The 13238-nt window shown below is 63.1% G+C and carries 11 protein-coding genes and 1 pseudogene; 6 read left to right on the top strand and 6 right to left on the bottom strand.

The genetic code is table 11. The features are described 5' to 3' along the window. Positions 1-71: 71 nt before the first annotated feature. Complete coding sequence (locus MTAI_RS10665) at positions 72-851, bottom strand: ABC transporter permease (RefSeq protein WP_027888254.1); 780 nt, start codon at positions 849-851, stop codon at positions 72-74. A 65-nt stretch (positions 852-916) separates the two neighbouring features. Here MTAI_RS10665 and MTAI_RS10660 point away from each other — a divergent pair, with 65 nt between their 5' ends. Further along, on the top strand, positions 917-1735 hold the full coding sequence (locus MTAI_RS10660; RefSeq protein WP_027888255.1) for a menaquinone biosynthesis family protein: 819 nt from the start codon (positions 917-919) through the stop codon (positions 1733-1735). Between the two features lie 188 nt (positions 1736-1923). Here the strand turns inward: MTAI_RS10660 and MTAI_RS15105 are convergent, their stop codons facing one another. Next, positions 1924-2937 (bottom strand): hypothetical protein, encoded by a 1014-nt coding sequence (locus MTAI_RS15105; protein ID WP_198525971.1) that lies wholly within the window; start codon positions 2935-2937, stop codon positions 1924-1926. Between the two features lie 343 nt (positions 2938-3280). Between MTAI_RS15105 and MTAI_RS10650 the strand changes: the two genes are divergently transcribed. Beyond that, positions 3281-3925: a Crp/Fnr family transcriptional regulator gene (locus MTAI_RS10650; protein WP_027888256.1), complete on the top strand. Its 645-nt coding sequence runs from the start codon at positions 3281-3283 to the stop codon at positions 3923-3925. A gap of 71 nt (positions 3926-3996) precedes the next feature. Continuing rightward, positions 3997-5493 (top strand): bacillithiol biosynthesis cysteine-adding enzyme BshC, encoded by a 1497-nt coding sequence (gene bshC / locus MTAI_RS10645; protein WP_119361708.1) that lies wholly within the window; start codon positions 3997-3999, stop codon positions 5491-5493. Here bshC and MTAI_RS10640 read toward each other — a convergent pair. The 3 genes from MTAI_RS10640 to MTAI_RS15330 all read right to left on the bottom strand — a co-directional run bounded on the left by MTAI_RS10640 (position 5490) and on the right by MTAI_RS15330 (position 9173). Continuing rightward, complete coding sequence (locus MTAI_RS10640; RefSeq protein ID WP_063843378.1) at positions 5490-6536, bottom strand: response regulator; 1047 nt, start codon at positions 6534-6536, stop codon at positions 5490-5492. The genes bshC and MTAI_RS10640 overlap by 4 nt on opposite strands. A 68-nt stretch (positions 6537-6604) precedes the next feature. Continuing rightward, positions 6605-7594: a Holliday junction branch migration DNA helicase RuvB gene (ruvB, locus tag MTAI_RS10635; protein WP_043982698.1), complete on the bottom strand. Its 990-nt coding sequence runs from the start codon at positions 7592-7594 to the stop codon at positions 6605-6607. Between the two features lie 16 nt (positions 7595-7610). Then, on the bottom strand, positions 7611-9173 hold the full coding sequence (locus MTAI_RS15330) for an HD-GYP domain-containing protein (RefSeq protein ID WP_245453113.1): 1563 nt from the start codon (positions 9171-9173) through the stop codon (positions 7611-7613). Positions 9174-9244: 71 nt separating this feature from the next. Here MTAI_RS15330 and MTAI_RS10620 point away from each other — a divergent pair, with 71 nt between their 5' ends. The 3 genes from MTAI_RS10620 (at position 9245) to MTAI_RS10610 (ending at position 12265) form a co-directional block, all read left to right on the top strand. Next, positions 9245-10210 carry an RluA family pseudouridine synthase gene (locus tag MTAI_RS10620; protein ID WP_027888260.1) on the top strand — a complete coding sequence of 322 codons (966 nt, stop codon included), beginning with the start codon at positions 9245-9247 and terminating at the stop codon, positions 10208-10210. 144 nt (positions 10211-10354) lie between these two features. Next, on the top strand, positions 10355-11515 hold the full coding sequence (locus MTAI_RS10615; RefSeq protein ID WP_027888261.1) for an ATP-grasp domain-containing protein: 1161 nt from the start codon (positions 10355-10357) through the stop codon (positions 11513-11515). A 12-nt stretch (positions 11516-11527) separates the two neighbouring features. Then, the gene (locus tag MTAI_RS10610; RefSeq protein WP_027888262.1) at positions 11528-12265 is read left to right on the top strand and encodes an esterase family protein; all 738 of its coding nucleotides are present in this window, start codon (positions 11528-11530) and stop codon (positions 12263-12265) included. 237 nt (positions 12266-12502) lie between these two features. Here MTAI_RS10610 and MTAI_RS10605 read toward each other — a convergent pair. After that, a pseudogene (locus MTAI_RS10605) lies at positions 12503-13235 on the bottom strand (transposase). Between the last annotated feature and the right edge of the window lie 3 nt (positions 13236-13238).

Genomic DNA, 13238 nt, shown 5'->3' with positions numbered 1-13238 from the left:
ATATTGTCAAGTCTGGTGAGCAAAACAGCGCTGGGGCTTGGTCAGCGCCTTACAAGTTTGGGTAACCGGTCTTAGCTCGAGGCCGAGGTGTAGCTCCGCAGAGCAAAACGCCAGAAGGCCCGGGAAAACCACAGCAGGCCCAGGGCTATGAGCACAGCCAGGCCCAGGTTCACAAGGGTCAGCCGGCCTAAAGCGGCTTCGGCGGGTACGGTAGTAAGGAAGGCCACCGGCACCACAAAGGTAAAGACAAAGCGGTAGGCCGCCGGAAAAGCCTGCACGGGAAAGCGCCCAGCCTCGAGCACCGCCCGCAGCACCTCGGTGGCGTTGGCCACCTTCACAAACCAGATGCTGCTGCTGCCGATGATGAACCACAGGCTGTACAGCATCACAAAGGCCACCCCCAAGAGCCCGAAGCCTACCAGGTAATCGGATGCAGCAAACTGCAGGCGGCTACCGGCGTAGAACCAGAGGGCCAGTCCGATCAGGCCATCGGTGAGGCCCCAGGGGGAAAGGGTGCGAAAGGATAGCCAGAACTGGCTATCCAGCGGCTTGAGCAGCACAAAATCGAGCGTACCCTTCTGCACCTGCTCCACCACCCGGTTGAGGTTGGGGGAAAGCAGGGTAAAAGCCAGGCCATCCAGCATCAGGAAGGCTGCCAGCACCAGCAAAGCCTCCTCGAAGCGCCACCCGCCCGGCTGGTAGCCACCTTGGTAAAGCAAGGAGATCCCAAATAAGCTCCCCGCCGCGCCCCCCAGCGACGAGAGGGCCGCCAGTACAAAATTGCCCCGGTACTCGAGCTCGGCGGCCAGCGCAGTTCCCCAAAAACGACCCAGCACCCGTAGATACCGCACGATCCTAGTTTATCAACCGGCCGGGCTCACTTTGCGGCTTTGGGCCAGTCGATAACATAAACAGCATGCAGCTAGGCTACTCGTTCTGCCCCAACGACACCTTTATCTTCTATGCCCTGGCCCACGGCAAGGTTGCCACCCCCTTTCCCATCACCGAACAACTGGAGGATGTGGAAACCCTGAACCGCTGGGCCCTGGAAGGGCGGCTCCCGCTAACCAAGATCAGCTACGCGGCCTACGGCCATCTGCGCGATCGGTATGTGGCGCTGCGGTCGGGCGGGGCCCTGGGGCGGGGGGTGGGGCCGCTGCTGGTTGCCAAACACCCACTAGGAGAGCTGCGCGGTAAAAAAATCGCCATTCCTGGCCGCTACACCACGGCCTTTCTGCTGCTTTCCCTGCACAGCCCGGGTTTTGAGCCCGTGGAGATGCGCTACGATCAGATAATGCCCGCTGTTGCCCAGGGCGCGGTGGACGCTGGCCTGATCATCCACGAGTCGCGGTTTACCTACCACCTGCACGGGCTACAAAAGCTGCTGGATCTGGGGGAGTGGTGGGAGGGCCTGACCGGCCTGCCCTTGCCGCTGGGGGCCATCCTGGCCCGGCGCGACCTGGGGGCGGATACCATCCGGGCCCTCGACCGGGCGGTGCGTGCGAGCCTCGAGTATGCCTACGCCCACCCCCAAGAAACGGTGGCCTACATCAAGCAGCACGCCCAGGAACTGCAGGACGAGGTTATCTGGGCCCACATCCACACCTATGTGAACAGCTTTTCGCTGGACGTGGGCCCCGAAGGCGAGGCCGCGGTGGCCGAGCTGTTCCGACGCGGCGAGGCCGCCGGGCTGCTGCCCCCATCCAGCCAACCGCTGTTTTCCAGCGATAAGTAATACCAGATTCGGTTAGTTCGTCACCATTTGGTGGCGAACTAACCCGACCGAAGTTATCCGCGTAGCGGAGGGCGATACCGCCCCTTGAAAGGGATACGCTTTCTTCGCCGAGCGTAGCGAGGGGTGTGCTCTAGGATTCAAAAAGATAGCCTCTGAATGTTTTTTGTTTGAAGATTATCTTTTGGTAGTTAGGTGAGATTATCTCTGACAGGCCTGGGGAAAACCTGATGAAGAAGGATTTCTCGGATCGTCCAAATGCGTTCCGTGAGACCTGCTGCCATAGCCGGAGAACAAGGCTGGTAGCGCCGCCTGCCGATGGGCTCTGGTAGGGGAAGTCGGAGGGAGCGGTGGGGGCGGGCAAAGTTGTAGACCGTCATCCGCCAGTCACCGCGGTGCTCCCGGGACTCAGGCCTGCGGGCAAAGGCCAGGGTCTTGCGCACGGAGAAGGCGTCCATACGCCGGGCCGTGGCGTTGAGCCGCTCAATGGCAGAGGTGTTAGGGGTGGTGTAGCCCAGACGCTCTAACTCCAGGTCAATGCGCTTGCGACTGCCATGGGCCATGCGCAGTCTGACCTCCACCACCCGCCGGCCCTCACGCCGTTTGAGCACCTGGACATGGGCCTGTCGGCGGGTCAGGCGATAGCGCTCTCGCGGCCTCCTGCCGCGAGCCCCTCGCCGCTTGGGCTGGTAGGGGGTTCCGAAGACTTGCGGGAACAGGGTGGCGTAGCATTCCCAGCCATCGCTGAAGAAGGCCAGATCCTGGAAGTCTCTCAGCCGGGCCTTCCCCCCGCGCAGAAGGCGGCGGGCCAGATCCTCGTTGCGCTCGCCCTGCACCCGCTCCACGATCAGGCGGCTTTTGGGTTCGAGCAGCTCCGCCTCCCAGCAGGGCCGGTTCTTGCTCCCGGCGTACCCGTGCCGCTCGTCGGCCTGCAGGCTGCTGCACACCAGGCCCTGCACCTGCTGGTCATGAAACAGCCGCCCGTGCCGACCCAGGCAGCGTTCCAGTCTGCGCACGCTCTCCCGGCTCACCTTGAGCAGGCGAGCGGTGGCGGCCTGACTGCTGCCCTCGCTCAGTTGCTCTGCGACCGCTACGGCCTTGGATTCGGGCAGTTTACAGTTCCAGAGGGCCGTGCCCTTCCTTTCGCTGAACTCCTGCCCGCAGCTCTTGCAACGCAGGTATCGTATCTTTTCTGCGCTGTACACTTTGCGTACCTTGAGATTGCCTTGTCCGGTTTTCCCGTACAGCTTGCATCCTTCTATCGGGCATGCCAGACTTGAGAGGGGAGGTTTGTTTGTTTTCACACAACGCAATCTGCGTTGAAAACGGCCTCCCCTTCAACCCCTGTCTGGGATAATCTCACTCTACTACCTATCTTTTTGAGTCCGGTATAACCGACCCATACCAGTTTCACTGCCATAGGGAGTGGAAAAGCATTTGGCTGGTATCGTCTGGGCTTTGCAGGGTAACGATGCTAGCGAAATGCGTATCACAATTTGTATCTTCAGCCAGGAATCTCTTGCGCGTAGAGCCGCTAAATTGATGGGTATGACGCCGGAGTTTATCACCACCCTGCCTCCCGAAGCCCGGGCCGAGGCCGAACGGGTCTTCCGTAGCTTTACAGCGCGGCGGGGCAGCTACGTGTGCTACCCAGAAGACGAGGCCCGAACCCTATACTACGTGCTCGAGGGCTGGGTGCGCCTGTTCCAGCTTGGCCCACAGGAGGAGGAGATCACCCTAACGGTGGTGGGGGCTGGTGATATTTTTGGAGAGAGCGCCCTGCTGCCGGGCGAGCGCTACGGTATGTTTGCCGAACCCCTGGTGGACTGTGAGCTGCTCTCGGCCTCGAGGGAAGACCTGCTGCGCCTCAATAGCCGCTTCCCCGAAGCGCAAGCGGCTTTTGTGTTGCTGCTCTCCCGCCGGCTGCGCAAAACCGAGGAACGCCTGCGCGACCTGCGCTTCAAGGAGGTGCTCCCCCGGCTGGCCAAGGCTTTGCTCTCGGCGATGCGCAGGGGCCAAGAGGGCCTGGAGGTCACCTTATCGCACCAGGATCTGGCCCACCTCGCCGGTTCCACCCGCGAAACCATCACCAAGGTGCTGGGGGAGCTGGCCATGGACGACACCATCGAGCTGGGCTACCGCCGCATCCTGATACTCAAACCCGAGGCGCTGAAGCAGGTGGCCTCGCAATGATGGCGATGGGCGCGAAACAGGTAAAGCAAGTTACGCTGTGGTGCCTCACCCACAGATAGAATCCCCTGGTCATGGCCGACCCTTTGCGCCAGTTCCTGCCCTACGGTCTCGAGGATCTACCCGCTTTGTTGCGCGCCCCTCGAGCAGCCCCACGCGAGGCCCTCAGCGCGGGGCTGGTGGCCTATCTGAAGCGGCTTGGTGCGCCTTCGGCCAGCCTCGAGGCCGCCCGGCGGCTGGCCCACCCGGATAGCCGGGCCATTGTGAGCGGTCAGCAAGCCGGCCTGCTCACCGGGCCGGCCTACACCTTCTACAAAGCCCACGCAGCCCTCAAGCTGGCGCAGGCCCATAGCGGTGCTGCGCCGGTGGTTCCGGTGTTCTGGGTGGCCTCGCAGGATCACGACACCGAGGAGATTCGCACGGTTGAGCTGCTGGATTTCGAGGAGCGGGTGCACCGCCTGGCGCTCGAGCTGCCCGCAGCCCACCCCGCGGGCCGAATTTCGTTTTCACCCTATTTTGCCCAGGTCTGTGAGCTGCTGCGGCAGTTCGGTGGGTACCCTGAGGTACGCGAGCGCATCTGCAAAGCCCTGGTGGGGCCCTGGAGCTACAGCGAGGTATTCGCCCGGTTGCTGCTGGAGTTCCTGGGGCCCCGTGGGCTGGTGGTCTTCGACCCCATGGCCCCCGAGCTGGCCCCCCTGTTCATACCGGCCCTCGAGCGCGAAATTGCCAATCCCCTGGCTTCCTCCGAGGCCATCAACCGCAGCGCCCTGGCCATGAAGCAGGCCGGTCTCGAGCCCGCCCTGGGCCGCGGCGAAGGGGCCACCAACCTGTTTTTAGAAGGCCCCGACGGCATCCGTCGGCTGCTGCGTTTCCGCAAGGGGTATTTTGAGGACGGCGAACGGCAGTACACCGAAGCCGACCTGCGGGCCATTCTGGGGCAGGATCCCGCCCGCATTACCCCCGCCGCCGGGCTCAGGCCGGTATTGCAGGACAGCGTGCTACCGACCGCCGGTTTTGTGGTGGGGCCGGGCGAACTCAGGTACGTGGCCGAGCTGGGGGGCGTCTACCAGCTGCATGGGCTCAAACCCCCGGCCGTCATCCGACGGATGGGGGTTACGGTGCTGGAGCCACCCATCGAGCGCCTCCTGCAAAAATACGGCCTCGAGGCCTGGGCCTTCCAGGCCGATCCCGAGGGGGCCTTCAAGGCTGCTTTGGCCCGGCAGGATGCAAAAGTGCGGGCCATTCAAGGCCACCTAGCGCGCATCAACGCAGAGTTCGAGCAGATAGAGCGCCTGCTCGACGAGCCCACCCTGCAACGCCCCCGTCATCGCGCCCAGATACGTATCCAGCACGAGCTAAAGCGCCTCGAGCGTAAAATTCTGGACAACGCCCTGCGGCAGGAAAATACCACCGGCGCCCAGTTTGCCCGCCTCCAGCGGCACCTGGCCCCCACCGGCCCCCAGGAGCGGGTCTACCCTTTCCTGATGTACCTGCTCAAACACGGCGAGATTGCGCTCGAGCGGCTGGCCGAACTTCCAGCCACCGGCCTGCATACCCTGAGCCTGGGCTAGACCGGCCGCCGGATCACTGCCAGGGCCGCGAGCAGCTCCTCCTCCCCAAAGGGCTTGGGAATATGGGCCACCCGAGCGTTCTTAACCCAAAACCCCCGGGGGGGCTGCTCGGCGATGAGCCAGATGGGTAAAAAGCGCCCATTGGGCAGGGCCCGAAGCTGGCGCACCTTTGCTGCAAGATCGGTGCCTTCCAGCAAAACCCCCTGCACCCGGTTGTGCTCGAGAACGCGCTTGACGGCCTCGAGGTCGGGGGGCAGCATGACCCGGTAGCGGTGGCGCTCCAGCGTCACCAGCAAAAGCCGGCGGATGAGATCGGAGTCGGCCAGCACCACCAGCAGGGGGTCTTGCGGGCGCACCTCGGCCTCGGTCAGAATCCCCCGGCTTTTGAGTTCGTAAAGCAGGTGATACACCTGCTCCTCGGGTAGGTCGCAGGCCAGGGCCACCGAGCGGGCCCGCTTGACCCCGTCGATGACCTCGAGCACCGTCCAGGCATCGGGTGAGAGGGCATGGCGGGTGGGATCGCCCGCAAGTTGTAACACGGTTTCCGGTTCCACCCTGCCCCGCATCCATTCGTCGAGGCGGCGCAGGGCTTCCATCAGCATGGTGCTGGCATCGGAGAGGCCGGGCAGCAGCACCTGGGAGGCTTCTAGGGGCGGGGGTTCGGCCACCAGTTCGCCCTCCTGCTGGGCCAGCAGGGTGGCCAGGCCCTCCAGGATCTGTGCATGCAGAACCTCGTTGAGTTCATCGTCGGTGATCAGGCTCTGCTGCAAAGCCAGCAAGCCCAAAGGGGTTCCGGGGTTCTCCTGCTGCTGGTGCTTGACCAGGGCCTGCACCTGCTCCAGGGTCAGGTAGTCGAAGCGCACCAGGTACTCGCCCAGGTGGGGGCCGGGCTGGGTCTGGATGTAGGCAATTTTGCCCTCGCGAATGTGAATCCGACCCTTCAGTTTGGGGCAGGTGATGTTGATAACCGCGTTCTTGCGGCCCCCCTCGAGGGTGCGCAGCAGGTCTCCCAGCTCAATTTCACCCAGTCTGGCCCGAATCATGGTACAGCTGCCTCGCCGACCCCAGTATGGCACAGGCCCTGCGCTTCGACTGCGGCGCTCGGATGGGTTTATTCCAGCAAGCGGCTCTGCTCGGGCAGCGGGTAGCCCAGGTGGGCGTAAGCCCGCTCGGTGGCCTGGCGGCCCCGGGGGGTGCGCTTGAGCAGGCCGAGCTGGATCAGGAACGGTTCGTGGACCTCCTCGAGGGTCTCGGGATCCTCGGAAAGGGCGGTGGCCAGGGTCTCGAGGCCCACCGGCCCCCCGGCAAAGCGCTCGATGATGGTCTGCATAATCAGCCGGTCGCGTGCGTCCAGCCCCAGCGCGTCCAGGCCCAAAGCATCCAGGGCCTGCCGGGCGCGCTCCAGGCCCACCACCTGCTCGCCGGCCACCTCGGCAAAGTCGCGCACCCGCCGGAACAGCCGCTTGGCAATGCGCATGGTGCCCCGGCTGCGGCGGCCGATTTCCAGCGCGGCCTCGGGTTCGATTTGCAAACCCATCAGCAGGGCATCGCGCGTCACCCCCTGGGCCAGCTCGGCCTCGGTGTAGAACTCCAGGTGTTCGATAATGCCAAAGCGGCTGCGCAAAGGCCCGGAGATAAGCCCTGGGCGGGTGGTGGCCCCGATCAGGGTAAAGCGGGGCAGGTCGAGCCGCAGGGTGCGGGCCGCCGGGCCTGCGCCAATCACGATGTCAATCTTGAAATCCTCCAGCGCCGGGTAGAGGTGCTCCTCGGCGGCTTTGGACAGGCGGTGGATCTCGTCGATGAAGAGGATATCGCCTTCCTCCAGGCTGTTGGTCAGGATGGCGGCCAGGTCGCCCGGTTTTTCGATGGCCGGGCCGCTGGTCACGCGGATGTTCACCCCCAGCTCGTAGGCCACCACGTGGGCCAGGGTGGTCTTGCCCAGCCCGGGCGGGCCAAACAACAGCAGGTGATCGAGGGCCTCCCCCCGGTTTTTGGCGGCCTCGAGGTAGACCCGCAGTTTCTCTTTTAGCTTGGCCTGGCCCACGTAATCGTCCAGCCGCTTGGGCCGCAGGGTCAAATCCGCTTCCACGCCCCTCATCATAGCAAGTGGGTGCGTTCTATTCTGTTTTTGACAGAGGCCAGGGCCACTGGATTGATTCCCTAGCACTTTTCGGCGTGGAAAGGTCTGGCTGCCCGGTTTCTCGCCGGGCTTCCTCGAGCAAGGCATCCAGCGCCCCTTCCTGCCACAGTTCACCCAGGGCTCGTACCGCTTGGGGATCAAGGGCTTCAGACCAGAGGCGGGGGTACACCTCTGAAGGTTTTAAGGCCGGGCGGTAGGGTCGGTGGCTGGTGAGGGCATCCCAGACATCCGCCACTGCCAGGATTCGGGCCTCGATGGGAATGGCCTCCCCGCTCAAACCATCGGGGTAACCACCGCCATCCAGCCGCTCATGGTGATGCCGAATACCCGGCAGATGGGCCGAAAGCGCGCGGGACTGGCGAGCGATTTCGTAGCCGATGAGCGGGTGGCTCTCGATGAGCTGGCGCTCCTGGGGGCTGAGCTTATCGGTTTTCTGCAGAATGGCCTCGGAAACGCCGATTTTACCGATGTCGTGCAACAGCCCGGTGATGTAAAGCTGGTAGGCTTTTTGTTCATCCCAGCCCAGCTTGCGGGCAATGAGCTGCGCATAGGCCCCCACCCGCTGGGAGTGGCCCCGGGTGTAGGGGTCTCGAGCGTCGATGGCGGCCGCCAGGGTTTGTACGGTGTCGCGGTACAGCTCGAGGTTGTGCTGACGTTCGGCCTCGAGGGCCCGGGCCAGGTTGTTAAAGCCCAGGGCCAGGTCGGCCAGCTCGTCCCAGGCCACCGCGCTCACCCGCACCGGCCCTTTTCCTTCCTGTATAGCCTGCATGCCCTCGAGCACAGCCTGCACGGGCCGCGCCACTTCGCGGGAGAGGAGAATGCCCCCAGCCACCATCAGCACCAGACCGGAAAACAACCCCCAGACCACCAGCCCGGCAAGATGGGTGGATTCAAGCCGGAAGTAAACCAGCACGGCCACCTGCAAGAGGGGTAGCAGCCCTAAAGCCACCAGCACCCCCAGCACCTTGAACACAAAAGGGATGCGCAAGCGGGAGGGTACCACTACCTCGTCGCCAAAGCGTTCACGCAGATAGGCCATCAGGCGCTGGGACTGGCGGGCCCCCACCAGATACTCGATGATGGCGTGCAGGGCCGCGTTAAGCGGATACCATGGCAGCAGATACAGCATTTCCAGCGGCCCGATGGGAAAGCCGCTCCACCGGTGCGCCCAATTAATGGCCAGCAAAAAGCCGCCCATGGTAGCGAGCAGGTGCGGCCCCATCACCCGACCCACCGAGAGCACCGGCCAGTGCACCAGGTTGCGGTAAGCCTGCCGGGCTGCCTCGAGGCTGTCAGAACCGTCCAGAAAAACCCTTTTCGTCGGGTTGAGCTGCCGCCGGGCCCACCACAGATCCAGCAGCGCAACTAGGGGAGCCACCAACGCGCCAATCGCAACGGCATACCCCCAGACCCAGGCCGGCCAGCCGAAGTACAGCCCGTGAACAATTAGGGCATTGACCAAAACCGCCAGCGAGCCCCAAAAATAGGCCCAGACCGTACGGCGCAGAAACTGGCTAAATAGGCGCTTACGGCCGTCCATCGCTAGGCTCACCTTAGCACCTCAGCCACGGGAGCGCCGGGTCATTTTGACGTAACGTACAATAACCCCTGATGGTGCGCTTTTCTGCCAGCGGGGTTCGCCTCGACCAGGCCCTGGCCTTCGAGGCCAATACCTCCCGGGCCAAGGCCCAGGAATGGATCGAGGCCGGCCTGGTGACGGTGGGGGGCAGGGTGGTGACCAAGCCCTCCTACAAACTCCGGGGCGAGACGGTGGAGGTGGAGCCCCCACCCCCCCAGCCGGCCAGCGTGGCCGCTGAAGATATCCCGCTGCACGTCCTGTACGAAGACCCCGACCTGATCGTGATCAACAAACCCGCGGGCATGATCACCCACCCGGCCCCGGGGGTGTATTCCGGAACCCTGGTGAACGCCATTTTGGGCCGGTTCGGGCTGGATCTCTCGCTGGGCGGGTCTGAGGAGGGACTGCAAGCCCAGAGGCCCGAGCTGATACGCCCCGGCATTGTGCACCGCCTCGACAAGGACACCAGCGGGGTGATCGTGATAGCCCGCCACGAGGCCGCCCACCGCCGGCTCGCTGAGGCCTTCGCCACGCGCAGCGTATACAAGCGCTACATTGCCCTAACGGTGGGTATTCCGCGCGAGGGCCTGCTCTCGGCCCCCATTGGCCGCCACCCGGTCGACCGCACCCGCATGCACGTGGGGGGGGTGGCAGCCCGGCACGCCCAGACCGAGTTCGAGGTGCTGGCCCGGGCCGGAACCCACGCCCTGGTCTCGGCCATCCTGCACACCGGGCGTACCCACCAGATCCGCGTGCACCTCAAGCACCTGCACGCCCCCATCCTGGGCGACGAGGTCTACGGCAAGCCCTCCGAGCGGATAGCGCGCCAGGCCCTGCACGCCTACGAGCTGCGCCTGCAGCACCCCCGCACCGGCAAATACCTGCACTTTGTGGCCCCCGTGCCCGTCGATATGGTGCAGGCCTGGGTGGGCCTGGGGGGGGCCTGGCCGGAAGATCTGCAGACCGAGGCCGTGGAGCCCACTGAGCTGACCAAGTAGCCCGCTTATGCCCGCTGGCATGTATTTTTTGCTTTGGCAAGCCCCCGAGGATTCTATCGTTTGTGGGACTGCAAGGCCAAAAAGCTTGATTTGCGGGCTTTGCTTGGGAATACTGGGGTCAACTCAAAGCCCAGGAGGTATGCGATGAATGTGGTTTTTCTGTCCCCTCATTTCCCCCCCAATTTCTGGCCTTTTTGCGTGCGTTTGCGCGAGGCTGGGCACAACGTGCTGGGCCTGGCCGATGCTGAGTACGATGCGCTACGGCCAGAGCTAAAGCAGGCCCTGACGGAGTATTACAAAGTCTCCGACATGCACAACTACGACGAGCTATTGCGGGCCCTGGGCTACTTCACCCACCGCTACGGCAAGATTGACCGGCTCGACTCCATGAACGAGTACTGGCTCGAGACCGAGGCCAGGCTGCGCGAAGACTTCAACATCTTCGGCCTGCGCCCCCAGGACATGGACCGTGTGAAGCGCAAGTCGGTTATGAAGCAGTATTTTCAGCAGGCCGGGCTCAGGGTGGCGCGGGGCCGGGTCTGCCGCACCGCGGTGGAGGCCCAGGATTTCGTAGAGGAGGTGGGCTACCCGGTGGTGGCCAAACCCGATATTGGGGTGGGCGCGGCCAAAACCTACAAGATCACCAACGACGCCGAGCTCATGGACTACATCGCCACCAAGCCCCCGGTGGACTACATCCTGGAGGAGTTCATCCCCGGCAGAATCATCACCTACGACGGCCTGACCGACCTCCAGGGCAACGTGGTCTTCGATAGTTCGCTCGAGTACTCCAAAGGCGTGATGGAGGTGGTCAACCAGGACACCGACATCTACTACTACATGGTGCGGGAGATCCCCGAAGACCTGCGCGAGGCCGGGCGCAAGGTGGTGCAGGCCTTCAAGGTGCGCGAGCGCTTCTTCCACTTCGAGTTTTTCCGCTTAGAAGACGGTAGTTTGGTGGCGCTCGAGGTGAACATGCGCCCACCAGGGGGCCTCACCATTGATATGTTCAACTATGCCAACGACATGGACATCTTCAAGGAGTGGGTCAACGTGCTCACCCATGGCCGGGTGAGCCAGCAGGCCCAGCGCCCCTACTTCTGTGCCTACGTGGGCCGCAAGGATCACATTCACTACAAGCGCCCGCACGAACAGGTGCTGGCCGAGTTTGGCCCCCTGATCGCCCACCACGAGCGCATCAGCGGTATTTTTGCCGGGGCCATCGGGAATTACGGCTACATCCTGCGCCACCCCGACCTGCCAACCCTGCTTCAGGCGGCTCAGGCCATTCAGGAACGGGCCTAGGGAGGGTGCTGCGTGTACACCGAGTATCACAAATGGTATAGCCCGGCCCTGGGGCAGGAGATGGAGCTCAAGCTGTACGGCCACTACGGCCAGCCGGTCATGGTATTTCCAGCCCAGAACGGGCGTTGGTACGACTGGGAGGGCCACGCCGGGATGGTGCAGGCCCTGGCCCCCATGATCGAGACCGGGCGGGTCAAGTTTTTTTGCGTGGACGGCATTGACTGGCAGAGCTGGACCAACCAGGGCATCCCCCCCGCTGCGCGGGCCCGCCGCCACAACGACTACGACGCCTACATCATGCAGGAAGTGGTGCCCTTTGTGCAGAAAAACACCGGCCTGCCCACCCTATGGGTCACGGGGTGCAGCATGGGGGCCTTCCACGCGGCCAACTTCTTCTTTAAATACCCCGAGGTCTTCGATGGCCTGATCGCCCTGTCGGGGCTGTACCAGGTGGGGGGGTTTGTGGGGGACGAGGGCGGCATGGATGCCTACTTCAACTCGCCGTTGTGGTACCTGCGCAACCTGACCGACGAGGCCAAGCTCAACGCCTACCGGCGCAGCAAGATTGTCTTCGCGGTGGGCCAGGGGCGCTGGGAGGAAGAGTGCATCCGCGACACCCGCGAGATGCAGGAACTGCTCCACCAGAAGGGGGTGTACGCCACCTTCGACTACTGGGGCCACGACGTGGACCACGACTGGCCCTGGTGGCAGAAGATGCTGCCATATGAGCTCGAGCGCCTGGGGATTTAATCCCAACCCCTGCTCGAGCGCTGTTCAAAAGTCCCCACCTTGTTAAGAGCTCATCACTAGCAGCAGACAAGACACTGCGATAGAGACATGAGCGGTGAACAGGGGAGAGAACCAAGGGTTTCAGACGATATCCTGGCTCCCCGAAAGGAGTGCTCTGGGATTCAAAAAGATAGCCTCTGGAGGTCTTTTACCTTGGGTGACTATTCTTTGAATGTAAGAGACTGTCTTAAAAACCGTCTAGGAGGCCAGTCTCCTGACCATGAGCCGGATCATCGCCGCGTAGATCAGGGTTTCTGAGGTTTCGGACAGTAGCTCGCAGTCCCGGTTGAGCCTGCGGTTGAAGCTCAACGGGGATAACCACAAAGCCGCGATACCCTCCGGTCTTCTTGAGCAGGCCGTCGGGTATGGGTTTGTCTTTGGGCCACCAGATGCCGCGAAAGTTAGCATCGGGTCGCTCCAGCCCAAGGTGGTCTTGACCCACCCCTCGAACCGGCGTTTGTAGCCACAAATGGCAGCAATCTCTCTGGGTGGCCCCAGCAGCTTGCAGCACTACTTTCCCACCCTCAGCATCGGTGATCTGGGCTGGCAGCACCTTGACTTTGAGCACCAGCCCTCTACGACCCTTGATTTTCTTGCCACCGTCGTACCCCCTGACCCCCCTTTTTCACCGGTCTTCACGCTTTGGCTGTCCAGACTGCCCGCACTCGGGTAGGGGTCTTCTCCCGCAATGTGGTGTGCAGACGCTCGAGGAAACCACTCTTACGCCACAGCCGAAAGTAGTGATAAACGGTTTTCCAGTGCGGCAAGAGCAACCCCCACGGGTGATGTAGAAGATGCCATAGAGGATTTCCCGCCAGCTATTTTCTCTAGGTCTATGAGTGTACCAAGAGGGTTCAGGCATCAACGGCCCGAGTATCGCCCACTCCTTGTCCGATAAGTCGCTCGGATAGCGGCTTTCTCTGGGTTCCATAGG

Origin of the sequence: Meiothermus taiwanensis WR-220, assembly GCF_003568585.1 — a bacterium.
Lineage (GTDB): Bacteria > Deinococcota > Deinococci > Deinococcales > Thermaceae > Meiothermus > Meiothermus taiwanensis.
Note: the sequence above shows the minus strand (reverse complement) of the source record. Positions and strands in the feature narration are given on the sequence as shown.

What these genes read in the sequence shown, in the direction of transcription:
- bshC (WP_119361708.1), top strand. Translation starts at nt 3,997, where the DNA reads ATGGCCGACCCTTTGCGCCAGTTCCTGCCCTACGGTCTCGAGGATCTA.
- ruvB (WP_043982698.1), bottom strand. Translation starts at nt 7,594, where the DNA reads ATGATGAGGGGCGTGGAAGCGGATTTGACCCTGCGGCCCAAGCGGCTG.
- MTAI_RS10640 (WP_063843378.1), bottom strand. Translation starts at nt 6,536, where the DNA reads ATGATTCGGGCCAGACTGGGTGAAATTGAGCTGGGAGACCTGCTGCGC.
- MTAI_RS15330 (WP_245453113.1), bottom strand. Translation starts at nt 9,173, where the DNA reads ATGGACGGCCGTAAGCGCCTATTTAGCCAGTTTCTGCGCCGTACGGTC.
- MTAI_RS10615 (WP_027888261.1), top strand. Translation starts at nt 10,355, where the DNA reads ATGAATGTGGTTTTTCTGTCCCCTCATTTCCCCCCCAATTTCTGGCCT.
- MTAI_RS10660 (WP_027888255.1), top strand. Translation starts at nt 917, where the DNA reads ATGCAGCTAGGCTACTCGTTCTGCCCCAACGACACCTTTATCTTCTAT.
- MTAI_RS10620 (WP_027888260.1), top strand. Translation starts at nt 9,245, where the DNA reads ATGGTGCGCTTTTCTGCCAGCGGGGTTCGCCTCGACCAGGCCCTGGCC.
- MTAI_RS10650 (WP_027888256.1), top strand. Translation starts at nt 3,281, where the DNA reads ATGACGCCGGAGTTTATCACCACCCTGCCTCCCGAAGCCCGGGCCGAG.